Here is a 14,785-nt window from a genome sequence, read left to right on the forward strand (position 1 = left end):
GGAAATCAACGGTGATCAAATTTCAGCAAGTAAGCAAAGCTTACCGAGGTGGTCGACAAGCACTGCAAAAAGTCGATTTTCACCTGAGGCGCGGTGAAATGGCGTTTTTAGGCGGACATTCCGGGGCTGGTAAAAGTACCTTGCTGAAATTGATCTGCGCGATAGAGCGACCAACCGATGGCAAAATCCATTTTAATGGCCACGACATCACGCGTATTCCAGGCAAAGACATCCCTTTTTTGCGCCGCAATATTGGGATTGTTTTTCAAGATCATCGCCTATTGATGGATCGCAGTGTGTACGACAATGTCGCTCTGCCAATGCGTATCGAATCGATTTCTGAAAACGAAATCAAACGCCGTGTTTCTGCGGCGTTAGATAAAACGGGCTTACTCGATAAAGCTCGTTGTCTACCTAGTCAACTTTCTGGTGGTGAGCAACAGCGCGTCGGTATTGCCCGTGCTGTGGTTAATCGACCAACGTTGCTGGTGGCTGATGAGCCTACGGGTAACCTTGACCCAGAATTATCCAACCGTGTGTTGCGTCTATTCGAAGAATTTAACCGTGCGGGCGTGACTATCCTACTTGCCACGCACGATGTGGGGTTAGTAAACACTCGCCCACAGTATCGTCATTTTGAATTGAACCAAGGCTTCCTAAGTGAGGTAGAAGACTATGGCAGGTAACAAGCACTCCCAAAAGAAGGGGAAAGGCCGCAGTGCCAAGCGTGCGAATACCGATGGTTTTTTCTCTGTCCACGCAAAACAAGCTAAATCCTCTTTTAGCGCCTTATGGCAACGACCACTAGGCAACATTCTGACTCTAGCGGTCATCTCCATGGCACTTGCCATGCCAGCTTGTTTGTATCTATTGGGGAAAAACGTTGCGGGGGCAGCGGAAGATGTCGCTTCTCCTTCACAAGTTAGTGCTTACTTAGTTGAAGGTATGCCGGATGCGCGAGTGATGGTTCTCAAAGATCAAATTGAAACTTGGCCTTTGGTAAAAGAGGTAGAGTATATTTCACCGCAACAAGGTCTATCTGATTTAAGCCAATATGCAGGGTTCGACCAAGCTATCAGCCTCTTAAGTGGCTATGCGCTACCTGGTGTGTTGGTGATTACGCCAGATTCGGAGCTAAAAAGTGATATTCAGTCATTAGCCAAAGACGTTCGAGAGCAACAAGATGTGACCGACGTGAGACTTGACGAAGACTGGCTAGCGCGTCTTGATGCCATCAAAACTCTCGCGAGTATTATTGTCATTACCCTGACAGTGCTGATGCTCGGTGCGGTATTTTTAATCGTTGGCAATACATTGCGATTTAATGTGCTGGCGAATAAAGAAGAGATTCAAACCATGAAACTGATCGGTGCGACGGACAGTTTCATTCTGCGCCCTTACTTGTACACAGGTATGTGGTTTGGCGTGTTAGGTGCCACTATTGCGTGGTTGGTAACGGCTTTAGTGACCATTGTCATGAATAGTGCGGTGGAAGACCTTGCTGCGTTGTACGATAGCCAGTTCCGCCTGATTGGTCTAAGTTGGGATGAATCTTTGTTACTAATCATCATTGGGAGTCTTTTGGGATGTATTGCGGCGCGCTTTTCTGCGCAACGACATTTAAAAGAAATTGAACCAGTTTAAGTGATGGCGGTCTTATTACTTGGATTTCATTAGCACTAGCTAATTTTGAACCCTTGCTTAGACCAAATGTTTATGGATAATTGCTTCCCCTTCTTGAAACTTGTTCATTTTGAGTTCAAGATATCGAAGCTAAATTGCAATGTAATGCTCCAGATCAGAGATTGATGAGGAATTGAATGACAAAAGAAGCGTATCCGATGGCTCTAGTCACGCAAGATAGCCTTGATAGCTATATTCGCTCAGTAAACAGCTACCCAATGCTGACTGCAGACGAAGAGCGTGAGCTGGCAGAACGATTACACTATAAAGGTGAGATTGAGGCTGCAAAAGGTCTAATTCTTTCGCACCTACGATTCGTTGTTCACGTTGCTCGTGGTTACTCTGGCTACGGTTTGCCAATGGCGGATCTTGTGCAAGAGGGTAACATCGGTCTAATGAAAGCCGTTAAGCGTTTTAACCCAGAAGTAGGGGTTCGCTTGGTTTCTTTTGCTGTCCACTGGATCAAAGCAGAGATCCACGAATACGTGCTACGTAACTGGCGTATCGTGAAAATTGCGACCACTAAAGCGCAACGTAAATTGTTCTTCAACCTGCGTAAGTCGAAAAAGCGCTTGGGTTGGTTTAACAACGGTGAAGTGGAAACCGTTGCGCGCGAGTTAGGTGTTGAGCCTTCTGAAGTTCGCGAGATGGAATCACGCTTAGCGGCGGTGGATTCAACCTTTGATATGCCAACTGATGAAGACGACAGTTCAAACGCTTACACAGCGCCGATGCTATACCTAGAAGACAAATCGTCTGATGTGGCCGACAACATTGAAGCCGCCAACTGGGAAATGCACACCAACAATCGCTTGGGTCATGCATTAGCGAGTTTGGATGAGCGTAGTCAGCGCATCGTGCGTTCTCGTTGGTTAGATGATGAGAAAGCAACATTGCAAGACTTAGCTGATGAGTTCGGTGTTTCTGCCGAGCGTATTCGCCAGCTAGAAAAAAATGCAATGAAGAAACTAAAATTGGCCGTGGGTGAATTTTAATTTCCACTGCTAATTGAAAGTAAGATTTTCATAGAAAGCCGAGATCATGTGATCTCGGCTTTTTTATTGTCGATCGAAAATCGATAGCGTTTGCGATCCGGATTTTATGTGCTACCTGTGCATAACTCTGTGAAGTAATTATTTATCAACTGTTCGAAACCCGGACAAAACAAGGGATTCAAGCACTTTTCCATCTGGGGATAGTTATAGATATACACACAGTTAGATCAGGATCATCACTACATATTGTGGATCAAAAGATCCAAATACACTTTATCAACGCAATTCACAGCTTTATCCACAAATGGTTGGAATGTGTACACTTTTGAAAACCCTGATTATCCATGTGTCTAAGTTTGCCGTTGGATAGGTTACAATAGCGGCAGTATACCCAAGCAGCTTCAAATATGGATTTTATGCTGTACCACGGGTGCTGATTAGTACGTTAGGTTCGAGGTTGCTTGGGTATATTAATAAGACAATGAGAAAGTAAATGGATCAGTTTAAGCATATCGATGTACAAGGTGCGCAAGCGCTGCTCGAGCAGGGTGATGCGAAGCTTGTAGATATCCGTGACCCTCAATCGTTTGCCGTTGCGCATGCGGAGTCCGCGTATCACTTAACTAACGATACGATCGTTGCGTTTATGGATGAAGTGGAGTTCGAACAACCTATTCTAGTGATGTGTTACCACGGCATTAGTAGCCAAGGTGCGGCGCAATATTTGGTTAACCAAGGCTTTGAACAGGTGTACAGTGTAGATGGTGGCTTTGAAGCCTGGCATCGAGCAGAACTACCGATAGTGAGAAGTTAATGAAGAGATTGGTAACGTTAAATAATCCACGTATGGCGCAAGCCTTTATTGATTATATGGCCTCTCGCCAAATTGACATCGAAATGATGCCTGAAGGGGATGGGCAATTTGCGCTGTGGCTGACTGATAGCCAGCATGAAATAGAAGCGGAAGCCGAACTTAAGCTGTTCCTTGCTAACCCGTCTGATTCAAAATACAGCGCCGCCTCGTGGGACGTTGCCGATACTCGTAAGAGCACATTTCATTATTCCAGCCCGAGTATCATGAGCATGGTCAAAGCGAAAGCTGGCCCCATGACTTTGCTGATCATGACAGTCTGTATCATCATCTACTTGTTACAAATGTTTGGCTTTGGCAATGGCGTGTTTAAGTTGTTGCACTTCCCGGCTTTTGAGGGGCAACAATGGCAAGTGTGGCGATGGCTAAGTCATGCGTTACTGCACTTTTCAGTAACTCACATCGTGTTTAACTTACTATGGTGGTGGCAGTTGGGGGGCGACATCGAACGTCGTCTCGGTTCCGGTAAGCTATTGCAACTCTTTGTGGTGTCGGCAGCGCTTTCAGGGGCAGGCCAGTTCTATGTTGAAGGGGCTAACTTCGGCGGCTTGTCTGGTGTGGTCTATGCACTGCTTGGTTATTTGTGGATATTGGGTTACCGCTTGCCACATTTAGGCCTTACGCTACCCAAGCCAATTATCGTCTTTATGTTGGTATGGTTAGTTCTTGGTTTTGTGCAGCCATTTATGGCGATTGCAAACACCGCTCACTTAGTTGGGCTACTGTCGGGGATGGCGATTGCGCTGTTTGATTCAGGCAAGATGAAATACCAACAGCAAGCCTAAAGCAGATGAAATGAAAAGACCGCTCAAGGGCGGTCTTTTTTTATGTTCAAAACGGATTTGGGTTTATTGATAAAGGTATTTTGTAAACAACAAATCGGCAATGATGGTTTTACCTGTTTCAGGCAAAAGTGTTTCGTTGAGGGTCGTCACTAAGGTTTTGCGCAGATCTTCTCGGCCAGACAGGGACTTAATCGTATCTTCTGTTTGCTTACCCAGTAATTCAATCACTGCATCGCGAATCAAAGGTTGGTGATGCTCAACAACTGATAAATCTTGTTGACTCATTACCATGATGTCGATGCGCACTTGCACATAACCTAACTTTTTGCCTTTGGTGTAAAAGTTAGTAGTGAGATCAGGCTCTAGGGTAAAGTATGCCAACTTAGGTCCAGCTTCTTCCGTTTCAGCCCAACTTGGTGCGGCGAATAGTATGGTTAACGCAAAAATAATTTGGGCTATATAACGTTTGTACATATTTCTAACTTTTCTTTCTCTGGATCGCGATATTCGAATCGCTTCAGTCTTGATACAATGGGCCGTCTATAACAAATAACGGAACTTACGGTTACATACATTACTATGGACGGTAAGTTGTTGCTTTATTGTACGCATAAAGCCTCCAATTGAATACTAGTATGAATCAGCCAACATCACTCTATCTTGCTTCTTTATTGGAAGTAGAGTGGCAAAACCCCGAAGAATTCGAATTTCCAAATGAATTTGCCAAGCATTGGCTTGAAGAGCAAGGGTCTTTGTCACGTCGTTTAAAACAGCACTGCCAAGCGTTAACGGTAGAATTACTACAAAATCAGATCGTCACTGCAGCGACATTAAAACAGGACGAAAGCCAGTTATTGTCCGAACAAAATTGCTTACTGAGAGAGGTAATTTTGTGCGGTGACAATAACAACTGGGTTATTGGGCGGACATTGATTCCTCGTTCAACCTTAGTTGATCAGCAGTATGATTTGGCTCAACAAGGGGATATCCCATTAGGACTAACTGTGTTCAGCGCAGATAACGTTGAGCGGGACTCTTTGCAAATGGGATGGGTAGCCGTACCAGAAGGACGTTTGTTAGCGCGACGCTCAAGGTTGTGGATGAATCACAAACCGATGCTAGTCGCCGAGTTATTCTTATCTAATTCACCAGTTTACGCTAAGGAGACAGTGTAAATGTCCGCAGAAAAAGCCAAAGCATATTGGCAACTGATGCGCATGGATCGCCCGATTGGTTCACTGTTACTGATGTGGCCAACGATTTGGGCGCTAATTATCTCAGCCCAAGGGATGCCAAGTTGGGATGTATTCATCGTGTTTGTATTGGGGGTATTCCTAATGCGTAGTGCGGGGTGCGTGATTAATGATTTTGCAGATCGCAAAGTCGACGGCCATGTAAAGCGTACTAAGCAACGTCCACTGCCATCAGGGAAAGTGACAGCAAAAGAAGCGATTGGATTATTTTTGGTTTTGGGTATCAGCTCGTTTTTGTTAGTGCTGACCATGAACCCGCTGACGATTCAGCTATCCTTCGCTGGCATTGTGTTGGCGTTCATCTATCCATTTATGAAGCGTTACACTCATATTCCACAGCTATTTTTAGGCTTGGCTTTTAGCTGGGCGATTCCAATGGCGTGGGCTGCACAAACTGGGGAATTACCATTGATTGTTTGGTTTTTGTTCCTCATTAACGCTTTGTGGACCATTGCGTACGACACTCAATATGCGATGGTAGACCGAGATGATGATCTAAAGATTGGCATTAAATCGACGGCAATTCTGTTTGGTCGTCATGACAAGCTTATTATTGGTGTGTTGCAACTGATTACACTCGCGATGTTGGTTTGGTTAGGGCTGTTCTACCAATTGGGACAAAGTTACTACTGGACCCTTTTGATTGCAGCGTCGTTGTTTGTTTATCAGCAGCACTTAATTCGTCACCGTGAGCGTGAGTTGTGCTTTAAGGCTTTCCTTAACAACAATTATGTTGGCATGGTGATAGCGATAGGGTTACTGGTCGCATTTTGGTAAGCGAAGAAATAGAAAAAGGCATCCGATTGGATGCCTTTTTTCTTATTGGAAGAAGGTAAAACGGTTACGACCGAAGTTGGTGAATACTCTCTTCGATCGTCAGTTTCACTTCTGGATAAAGCAGAGTGAACAGTAGTCGTGCAAATTGCTGCGTTTTCTTCGTGTCACAGTTACCATCGTTATCGAGGTATTTTTGCTGTTTGAGCGTATTGAACATGGCGGTAAACACACCTTTATCGAAGAATTCTGGCGCATTAATACCGTGCAAACGCCCTAGGCGCTGAGCAATATCTTGGCTCTTCTGCTCTAGGTCCGATTTACCCAGCTCAGGGTAAGCAACAAGCAAGTTCATCGCGATAGAGTAGCGTTGCAGCGTTTCAGTTATCGTACGACCTAGCAGAACCAAAGGCTGGTTGTTCGATTGATTGATTTCCAGCTTATCACCATCAAGACTAATCATTTTCTGATCGGCAAATTCATGCAGTGTTTTAACGACCAATTCATCCAACTCGTCTTCTTGGTAACTTAAGAACAGCTCTTTCTTCAAGAATGGGTAGATTTGCGCGACATTAGCTTGAATCTTGGCTACCGAAAGGTTGCGCTGACGAATGAGCATTTGGGCAATTAATGACGGCAGAGCGAACAAGTGAATGATGTTGTTGCGATAGTAAGTCATCAGGATCGATTGGCTACGGTCCAGCGAAATGATGTCACCCATGCTATCGGTTTCAATCACGAACTTATCAAGCGAAATTGCATGATCAACCAACTCCTCAGCACTTTCGGTAGGGATAGTGGAGGTGCTTGAGTACGGATTATTTTTGAGTAGCTTTAAGTAACACTCGATCTGATTGATCAGCGAGTCACGAGAAAGTGCACGTTGACGAGAAGCAAGCAGTGCGGTTGCACACAAGGTCAACGCGTTTGCTGCCGCCGCATCATTGATGTGCGTCATCATCTTATTAGCAAGGTCGTTGACCACAGGATTCATCCATTGTGGTTTGTTACCACCCATGCTGTCGATGTCTTTCGTCCACTCAGGAGCATGCTCGTTCAAGTATTGGTTGAGCTGAATTGGCTCACCGAAGTTCACATAGCCCAAACCAAAGTTACGCAGTTTACGCAGAGTACGCAGTACAAGCCCTGCGTTTTCTTTCTCTTTGCGTTTGCCACGCAGCTCTTTCGCGTAAGTGCCCACTTCCATTACGTGCTCGTAGCCGATGTAGACCGGCACTAGTGTAACTGGGCGGTTTAGACCACGTAGCATTGCTTGGATGGTCATAGCCAGCATACCCGTTTTCGCTTGCAGTAAGCGACCTGTACGTGAACGACCACCCTCACTGAAGTACTCGACTGAATAGCCTTTGGCAAACAGCTCAGCTAGATACTCACGGAAAATGGTTGAGTACAGTTTGTTGCCTTTAAAACTACGACGAATAAAGAACGCCCCACCACGACGGAAAAGCGGACCGGCCGGGAAGAAGTTCAAGTTAATGCCTGCCGCAATGTGCGGAGGCACCATGCCTTCATGGTATAAAACATAAGACAACAGCAGGTAGTCCATGTGACTACGGTGACACGGAACGTACACAATTTCGTGGCCGTCTTGCGCTAAACGACGCACAGTCGAGGCGTTATTGATGTGCAAACCTTGGTATAGTTTTGTCCATAACCAACTCAGGATGCGGTCGCCGTTTTTCACTAGACTGTAGGAGAAGTCGGCGGCGATTTCATCCATGATGTCGTGGGCTTCTTTACGTGCCTTATCAATCGAGATGTTTTTGATCTTGGCTTCGTCAGCAATCGCCAGTTCAATAGCTGGAGATTTTAGTAAACGAGCAAACAACACTTGGCGTTGTGGCAGGTTTGGGCCTGAAGCAGCCAGTTTCTGGCGTGAGAAGTGGATACGCGCCACGCGAGCCAGTTTGTGCGCAATTGCGCTGTCGGTACCGTGAGAGTCTGCCATATAACGCAGAGATACCACGGGACTAAAGCGAACTAAGCAGTCGCGTCCCGCCGCCATTACTGCTTTGGCTTTTTGCGGACCATTCATCGGTTGAAGGTAAGGCTTTTGGTTCTCTTCTTTACCTGGCTTACGACCCCAAAGCACGGTTGCAGGGATCATTTGAACATCCAACTCACTATCCAACTTGTGCAGTTCCAGTAAGTCAGTGAACAGAGAAACAGAATCGGTTGGGACATCATTATCGTTGTTCATCACAGTTGGACGCGCAGCGATAAAGACGAAACGGTTCAGCGTTTTGCCATTGATTTCCAGCGGGCTGAGCGGGTCGGGTAGACCAAGGCTCATGGCTTGTTTTTGCAGTGTCAGCAAATCCACGTTCGAGCGGAACGGCAGGGCATATACAATCGGTTTAGTTAGGTCGATGTTCAGATCTTCAATCGGGTTCGACGGGATTGCGGTGCCCTTTACCAGTACCGATAAAGGTAGTTTTAGTAATGAACGTGAAAATGATTGTCCAGAAGACATAAAGTTCACAGCCTCAATAGGTATTCAAACAGGCCTAACCTTATTTCAGTTTCCGCTTTGCATGTCTTCTCTATAAAAAGAGATGAGTACGGCAATAGAAATAAGCCTAGGCGATAAAATTTAAGCGCTGCAAGGATACCAGAAACTGGTCAAACCTTTTAATTTTATTGGCTGTAAATTAGTCGAAACCCTAAGTTATTGCTTTGACTTGATTAACTGAAAAGTCGGTGTTTTAAACGAATAAAGAATGAACTTAATCGGTAAGCTGAAAGCTCTCCACAAATAAATTAAAAAACAACCAATTGGGTTTTCATTTGAGCATTTACTGGATATACTCACAGTTAACTGTATAAAAAGACAGGTGAGACATGAAGCCGTTAACGCCACGCCAACAACAAGTCTTCGATTTGATCAAAAGTAAAATCGATGACACCGGAATGCCACCAACTCGTGCAGAGATTGCGCGTGAGCTTGGCTTCCGCTCTGCGAATGCCGCAGAGGAACACCTAAAAGCGCTTGCTCGTAAGCAAGCTATTGAAATTATTCCAGGCGCCTCTCGTGGGATTCGTATCCTGCTTGAAGACGCTGCCAATGATGAGCAGGGTTTGCCTTTGATTGGTCAAGTCGCAGCGGGTGAGCCAATCTTGGCTCAAGAGCACGTAGAGGCGCGCTACCAAGTCGATCCTGCGATGTTCAAACCGCAAGCGGATTTCTTACTTCGTGTAAATGGCGAGAGTATGAAAGACATCGGGATTATGGATGGCGATTTGCTCGCGGTGCATAAAACCCAAGACGTGAGAGACGGTCAAGTTGTCGTTGCGCGTGTTGATGATGATGTGACTGTGAAGCGTTTGGAGCGCAAAGGTTCAACCATATTACTGCATGCTGAGAATGAAGAGTTTGCCCCAATTCAAGTGGACTTAACGTCTCAGCACCTTACGATAGAAGGCTTAGCCGTTGGTATTATTCGTAATACCGATTGGATGTAAGTGCATTTAAGCAGCCCAGTTCATCTGGGCTGTTTTGTCTTTTCTCTTTTTCTACTTCCTCCAAAAGCTTGCTCATCATCTTGACCTTGTTTGTTTTGACCAATTTATAAGCTTGATAATGTAATTGATATTCATTATCATCTTTATTAATGTCTATGTTTTCTCTCTGGCGCAGGAAATGCCCATGTCTCAGTCTAAACATCAAGTTCCTAACCATTTATTAAAGCCACTGTTATTGCGTAGCCGTGAAAGCATGGTCGACAATGGCTTGGTGTACGATCCGATAGCTGCTAAAGCGTGTTTGAGCTGTAAGATGGCGCCGGATTGTTTGAGTGGTGATATTGCGCAGAAGCAATTGCTGCACGTGACGCTGACTCAGCTTTGTGACCAGCAGGTTAGTCACTTCTTACAGCAGTATCCCGATGCTTGGATAATCAATGTCGGAGCGGGGTTGGATACCCGCTTTTATCGTTTGGATAATGGACGTTGCCATTGGATAGAGCTGGATGTGACGGAAAATTTGGTATGGCGTCAGCGTTTGTTCCACAAAAATGAACGTTATGAACATCGCTGTGGCAGTGTGGATGAAATGTCGTGGCTAGAGACGTTAGCCATTCCAGAGCAAGCACCGGTACTCATTTTATGTGAAATGGCACTGCTCGATTGCACAGAGCGTCAAGTCGCGAAATTTATTCAAACCTTAGGTCGACATTTTGTTTCTGCTGAACTGTGTATGGTGCTGGCAGGAGATTTAACGGAAACCAAGTGGGGACAAAAGCTTGGCTCTGATCGTTATGCTCATGGCTTTGAAGCGCCTGCAGCACAGATATTGCAATGGTTACCATGGGCACAGTGGGTGAAAGCTTTCTCGCCATTCGATAGATTCTGTTCTCGTTGGAAAGCTTGGCAGCGTTGGCTTAATAAGATTCCAATGTTGAAGCATCGCCTCACGCCAGTACTCGTTCATATCAAGTGGTAATTGGCTAGTCGTTAAGCGCTCAGGTACACTCGTCGATCTTACTGATGAGGTGCCTGTGACAAATTCAATCTTCTCTCCTTTATCTAACCCAAAAGTTCATCGCCAAGTCTTAGCTTTAGCTATACCTATGGTGCTGTCGAATATTACTGTTCCATTGCTCGGTTTGGTCGATGCTGCGGTGATTGGTCATCTAGACCACGCTTGGTATTTGGGTGGTGTTGCGTTGGGCAGCACCATGATCAGCGTGACGTTTTGGCTGCTTGGTTTTTTGCGTATGTCGACTACTGGGTTGGCGGCGCAGTCCTATGGCGGTGAAGACCGAAAGCAACTTGCCTTGGTGTTTATGCAAGGCTCACTTATGGCGCTGCTGTTTGCGTTAGTCTTCCTTATTGCCCATACCCCGATAGCTGATTTGATCTTTGGTTGGAGTGACGCCAGCGCAGAGGTAAAACACTACGGTATGCAATATTTCTCTATCCGTGTGTGGAGTGCCCCCGCTGCGCTAATGAACTTTGTGTTGTTGGGGTGGCTGCTCGGAACGCAAAATTCCAAAGCACCAATGTGGATGGTGATCATCACCAACGTGACTAATATTGCCCTCGATTTGTTGTTTGTGATTGGTTTGGGGTGGAAAGTAGAAGGCGCTGCGCTGGCATCGGTGATTGCTGACTACTCTGGCATGGGTTTTGGTCTCATGTGTGTCTGGAAAACCTGGCGAGAGAGGCAATTACCATCACCTCAAAAGTTGCTAGCCAGCACTCAACACGGTTTAGGGCGATTCGTGAAATTGAATCGCGATATTTTCTTACGCTCTTTGTGTCTGCAAGCGGCTTTTAGCTTTATGACGTTCCAAGGCGCGAGCTTGGGTGATGAGGTTGTCGCTGCAAATGCGGTTCTGATGAGCTTCCTGATGATTATCTCGTATGGCATGGATGGCTTTGCTTATGCGATGGAGGCCATGGTCGGGAAGGCGATTGGTGCCAAAGATAGGCAACAATTGAGTGCATCGCTTGTCGGCACTTTCTTTTGGAGTTTGGTTATTTGCTTAGGACTGACCGCGCTCTTTGGTTTGGCGGGATCGGAGTTGATCGCCATGATCACTTCAATTGAGACGGTCCAACAGCAAGCAGCGGTGTATCTACCTTGGCTGGTGGTGATGCCACTTGCGTCGATGTGGTGCTTTCTATTGGATGGCATTTTTGTCGGTGCAACCAAAGGCAAAGACATGCGCAATAGTATGTTTGTCGCGACCAGCAGTTTCTTCGTTGTCTTTTACTTATTCGCCGAGTGGGAAAATCACGCGCTGTGGTTTGCAATGACGAGCTTTATGTTGATGCGGGGTATTGGTTTAGGGGTTATCTTTCTCTACCAATGGCACAAGGATACCTTCCTAGCACAATGTTGATATAAAAACAGCAGGTCCAAGCCTGCTGTTTTTCTGTCTGCTATCAAGAAGCATAGATTAGAACAAGCGGTTCAAACCATTCAACGCAGCGACACGATACGCTTCGGCCATTGTTGGATAGTTGAAGGTGGTATTGACGAAATACTCGATGGTATTCGCTGAGCCTTTTTGCTCCATAATGGCTTGACCGATGTGGATAATTTCCGCGGCACGTTCGCCAAAACAGTGAATCCCTAAAATTTCTTTGGTTTCACGATGGAACAATATCTTCAAGCTACCGATGTCTTTCCCTGCGATCTGTGCACGAGCTAGATGCTTGAACGAAGAGCGTCCTACTTCATACGGTACTTTCGCAGCTGTTAGCTCTTGCTCGGTTTTACCCACAGAGCTAATCTCTGGGATGGTGTAGATACCCGTTGGAATATCATCAATCAGGTAGTTTTCTGCCTGACCTTTCGTAATGGCTTGTGCGACAAATCGCCCTTGGTCATAAGCGGCGCTTGCAAGGCTAGGGTAACCGATGACATCGCCTACAGCGTAAATGTGTTCGATATCGGTTTGGTAGTTACGGTTTACTTTTAGTTGTCCGCGAGAGTCCGCTTCCAGACCCACTGCACCCAAATTCAACTTATCGGTGTTACCTGTTCGACCATTCGCATACAACAAGCAGTCTGCCTTCATCTTCTTGCCAGATTGTAGGTGAATAATCACGCCATCTTCTGTGCCTTCGATTTTTTCATAGGTCTCATCATTACGAATTACCACACCGCTGTTCCAGAAGTGGTAAGACAGCGCATCTGACACTTCGTTATCCAAAAACTCCAACAAGCGGTCGCGGGTATTGATAAGGTCGGTTTTCACTCCAAGGCCGCGGAAGATAGAAGCGTATTCACAACCGATAACGCCCGCACCGTAAATGATGATATGGCGAGGGTCGTGTTTCAGGCTCAGAATGGAATCACTGTCGTAGATGCGCTCATGCAAGAAATCTACGTCGTTAGGCTGATACGGGCGAGAACCCGTCGCGATGACAAACTTATCCGCAGAATAGATTTCTTCTGTACCGTCGCTTTGCATCACTGCAATTGAGTAGTTATCGATAAATCGCGCGGTTCCGAACAAAAGTGTGCATGAGTTACGGTCATAAAAGCCCTGACGAAGTCGAGTTTGCTTATCAATGACCGATTTAGCATGACCTAAAATGTCAGAAAATGTTGCATGAACGCTGGTGTTGTTTCGACAAAATAGCGGGTTGCTATTAAATTCGATGATGCGGCTAACGGCATGACGCAGTGCTTTAGATGGAATAGTTCCCCAGTGAGTACAACCGCCGCCGACACTGCTTTCTTTCTCGACAATGGCAACATTCAGTCCCGCTTTGGTTAATCCCATTGCAGCCCCTTCTCCGCCAGGGCCACTACCGATTACGATCACGTCATAGTGATTAACATGCGCCATGATGCCTTCCTTGTTATATTTGCTTAACATTGCTTTAGCGCGATTTTAACTCATTTACTCTATTGGTACACGTAATGCCTGTTAGAGAGTGGAAGTGATCACGCAGAATCGACCAAAAGGGTGATTTGGTATGTTGTATGTCTATAAATTGCATCGAGAACATTGCAATTAGATGCATGCCAATAGTAACGTTCTCGGCGCTCAGAGCGAGCGAAGCAACATATCTTTCTCCGTAGGAGCAAATTGCGTTATATTGAGGCTCTTGTACCCTACAGAAAAAGAGCAAGTTAAGAATGAAATCGATGGGAATCCGCGCACAGCAAAAAGAGAAGACACGTCGATCATTGATCGATGCGGCATTTAGTCAATTAAGTGCGGATCGCAGCTTTTCCAGCCTTAGCTTGCGAGAAGTCGCCCGAGAGGCAGGGATTGCACCGACTTCTTTTTACCGCCACTTCAAAGATATGGATGAGCTAGGCTTAACCATGGTCGATGAAGGCGGTTTGCTACTACGTCAACTGATGCGTCAGGCGCGTCAACGTATTGTGAAAGAAGGTAGCGTAATTCGTACCTCGGTCGAAACCTTTATGGAATTCATTGAAAGTAGTCCGAACGTTTTTCGTTTGTTGTTGCGTGAGCGCTCCGGCACTTCTGCTGAATTTCGTACCGCTGTTGCTCGAGAAATCCAGCATTTTGCGGCAGAATTAACCGAGTATTTAATGAGCACCGGCGTGACCAGAGAAGAGGCGTATACTCAAGCAGAAGCGTCTGTGACTTTGGTTTTCAGTTCGGGGGCTGAAGCTTTAGATTTAGATCGACGTGAGCGCGATGAACTCGCCGAGCGATTGATCATGCAATTGCGAATGATAGCCAAAGGGGCCTATTGGTATCGCAAAGAACGTGAACGTAACCGATTAAAAGGCGGGATAGAATAATGTCGAATGGAAATAAATCTGAAAAGAAAACGCTGATTTTGGCACTGGTTGCAGGTATGTGTGGTGATGCTTTGTTGTCATGGTTGACCATGAGTGAAGTGTCTTTTTCAATCTTCCCATTGATTGCACTCGTACTGGCTGTACAAGCTCTTTACCAAGAGTAC

The 14,785-nt window shown here is 45.8% G+C and carries 14 protein-coding genes and 1 pseudogene; 12 read left to right on the plus strand and 3 right to left on the minus strand.

The genetic code is table 11. From position 1 onward, the window contains the following. The first annotated feature begins 11 nt into the window (after positions 1-11). From ftsE to glpG, 5 genes are all read left to right on the plus strand, one after another. Positions 12-686, plus strand: a complete 675-nt coding sequence (ftsE, locus tag R7Z78_RS23255; RefSeq protein ID WP_005378697.1) for a cell division ATP-binding protein FtsE — start codon at positions 12-14, stop codon at positions 684-686. After that, positions 676-1,644 (plus strand): permease-like cell division protein FtsX, encoded by a 969-nt coding sequence (ftsX, locus tag R7Z78_RS23260; protein ID WP_005378695.1) that lies wholly within the window; start codon positions 676-678, stop codon positions 1,642-1,644. Before ftsE ends, ftsX begins: the two co-directional genes overlap by 11 nt. A gap of 176 nt (positions 1,645-1,820) precedes the next feature. Next, positions 1,821-2,678, plus strand: a complete 858-nt coding sequence (gene rpoH / locus R7Z78_RS23265) for an RNA polymerase sigma factor RpoH (protein WP_005378693.1) — start codon at positions 1,821-1,823, stop codon at positions 2,676-2,678. A 493-nt stretch (positions 2,679-3,171) separates the two neighbouring features. After that, on the plus strand, positions 3,172-3,492 hold the full coding sequence (gene glpE, locus R7Z78_RS23270) for a thiosulfate sulfurtransferase GlpE (protein ID WP_005378691.1): 321 nt from the start codon (positions 3,172-3,174) through the stop codon (positions 3,490-3,492). Further along, a complete protein-coding gene (glpG, locus tag R7Z78_RS23275; protein WP_017636076.1) occupies positions 3,492-4,334 on the plus strand; it encodes a rhomboid family intramembrane serine protease GlpG in 843 nt (280 codons plus the stop codon). The genes glpE and glpG overlap by 1 nt, the downstream gene beginning before the upstream one ends. Before the next feature lie 63 nt (positions 4,335-4,397). Here glpG and R7Z78_RS23280 read toward each other — a convergent pair whose 3' ends face one another. Continuing rightward, entirely contained in the window at positions 4,398-4,808 is a 411-nt protein-coding gene (locus R7Z78_RS23280; protein WP_005378687.1) for a flagellar basal body-associated protein FliL, read from the minus strand. A gap of 161 nt (positions 4,809-4,969) precedes the next feature. Between R7Z78_RS23280 and R7Z78_RS23285 the strand changes: the two genes are divergently transcribed. Both R7Z78_RS23285 and ubiA read left to right on the plus strand, forming a co-directional pair. Continuing rightward, positions 4,970-5,509 (plus strand): chorismate lyase, encoded by a 540-nt coding sequence (locus R7Z78_RS23285; RefSeq protein ID WP_017636075.1) that lies wholly within the window; start codon positions 4,970-4,972, stop codon positions 5,507-5,509. Further along, on the plus strand, positions 5,510-6,364 hold the full coding sequence (gene ubiA, locus R7Z78_RS23290) for a 4-hydroxybenzoate octaprenyltransferase (RefSeq protein WP_025768169.1): 855 nt from the start codon (positions 5,510-5,512) through the stop codon (positions 6,362-6,364). Between the two features lie 64 nt (positions 6,365-6,428). On the opposite strand, the gene plsB is transcribed toward ubiA, so the two are convergent. After that, positions 6,429-8,855 carry a glycerol-3-phosphate 1-O-acyltransferase PlsB gene (plsB, locus tag R7Z78_RS23295; protein ID WP_104975675.1) on the minus strand — a complete coding sequence of 809 codons (2,427 nt, stop codon included), beginning with the start codon at positions 8,853-8,855 and terminating at the stop codon, positions 6,429-6,431. Between the two features lie 368 nt (positions 8,856-9,223). Here plsB and lexA point away from each other — a divergent pair, with 368 nt between their 5' ends. The 3 genes from lexA to dinF all read left to right on the plus strand — a co-directional run bounded on the left by lexA (position 9,224) and on the right by dinF (position 12,228). Continuing rightward, positions 9,224-9,844, plus strand: a complete 621-nt coding sequence (gene lexA, locus R7Z78_RS23300; RefSeq protein ID WP_104975674.1) for a transcriptional repressor LexA — start codon at positions 9,224-9,226, stop codon at positions 9,842-9,844. Between the two features lie 184 nt (positions 9,845-10,028). Beyond that, positions 10,029-10,823, plus strand: a complete 795-nt coding sequence (locus R7Z78_RS23305) for a class I SAM-dependent methyltransferase (protein ID WP_005378679.1) — start codon at positions 10,029-10,031, stop codon at positions 10,821-10,823. 55 nt (positions 10,824-10,878) lie between these two features. Continuing rightward, entirely contained in the window at positions 10,879-12,228 is a 1,350-nt protein-coding gene (dinF, locus tag R7Z78_RS23310; RefSeq protein WP_017636071.1) for an MATE family efflux transporter DinF, read from the plus strand. A gap of 57 nt (positions 12,229-12,285) precedes the next feature. On the opposite strand, the gene sthA is transcribed toward dinF, so the two are convergent. Next, positions 12,286-13,716 (minus strand): Si-specific NAD(P)(+) transhydrogenase, encoded by a 1,431-nt coding sequence (gene sthA, locus R7Z78_RS23315; RefSeq protein ID WP_005389689.1) that lies wholly within the window; start codon positions 13,714-13,716, stop codon positions 12,286-12,288. A gap of 263 nt (positions 13,717-13,979) precedes the next feature. Here sthA and fabR point away from each other — a divergent pair, with 263 nt between their 5' ends. Beyond that, a complete protein-coding gene (gene fabR / locus R7Z78_RS23320) occupies positions 13,980-14,621 on the plus strand; it encodes an HTH-type transcriptional repressor FabR (protein WP_005378632.1) in 642 nt (213 codons plus the stop codon). After that, positions 14,621-14,710: pseudogene (locus R7Z78_RS25060) on the plus strand (DUF1422 family protein); the annotation flags it as partial. The gene fabR and the pseudogene R7Z78_RS25060, both read left to right, overlap by 1 nt. Between the last annotated feature and the right edge of the window lie 75 nt (positions 14,711-14,785).

It is taken from the genome of Vibrio sp. 1167, assembly GCF_033340375.1.
GTDB classification, from domain to species: Bacteria; Pseudomonadota; Gammaproteobacteria; order Enterobacterales; family Vibrionaceae; genus Vibrio; species Vibrio alginolyticus.

Excerpts from the sequence above, each read along its gene's own strand:
- ftsX (WP_005378695.1), top strand. The coding sequence starts at position 676 with ATGGCAGGTAACAAGCACTCCCAAAAGAAGGGGAAAGGCCGCAGTGCC.
- rpoH (WP_005378693.1), top strand. The coding sequence starts at position 1,821 with ATGACAAAAGAAGCGTATCCGATGGCTCTAGTCACGCAAGATAGCCTT.
- glpE (WP_005378691.1), top strand. The coding sequence starts at position 3,172 with ATGGATCAGTTTAAGCATATCGATGTACAAGGTGCGCAAGCGCTGCTC.
- glpG (WP_017636076.1), top strand. The coding sequence starts at position 3,492 with ATGAAGAGATTGGTAACGTTAAATAATCCACGTATGGCGCAAGCCTTT.
- R7Z78_RS23280 (WP_005378687.1), bottom strand. The coding sequence starts at position 4,808 with ATGTACAAACGTTATATAGCCCAAATTATTTTTGCGTTAACCATACTA.
- R7Z78_RS23285 (WP_017636075.1), top strand. The coding sequence starts at position 4,970 with ATGAATCAGCCAACATCACTCTATCTTGCTTCTTTATTGGAAGTAGAG.
- ubiA (WP_025768169.1), top strand. The coding sequence starts at position 5,510 with ATGTCCGCAGAAAAAGCCAAAGCATATTGGCAACTGATGCGCATGGAT.
- plsB (WP_104975675.1), bottom strand. The coding sequence starts at position 8,855 with ATGTCTTCTGGACAATCATTTTCACGTTCATTACTAAAACTACCTTTA.
- lexA (WP_104975674.1), top strand. The coding sequence starts at position 9,224 with ATGAAGCCGTTAACGCCACGCCAACAACAAGTCTTCGATTTGATCAAA.
- R7Z78_RS23305 (WP_005378679.1), top strand. The coding sequence starts at position 10,029 with ATGTCTCAGTCTAAACATCAAGTTCCTAACCATTTATTAAAGCCACTG.
- sthA (WP_005389689.1), bottom strand. The coding sequence starts at position 13,716 with ATGTTAAGCAAATATAACAAGGAAGGCATCATGGCGCATGTTAATCAC.
- fabR (WP_005378632.1), top strand. The coding sequence starts at position 13,980 with ATGAAATCGATGGGAATCCGCGCACAGCAAAAAGAGAAGACACGTCGA.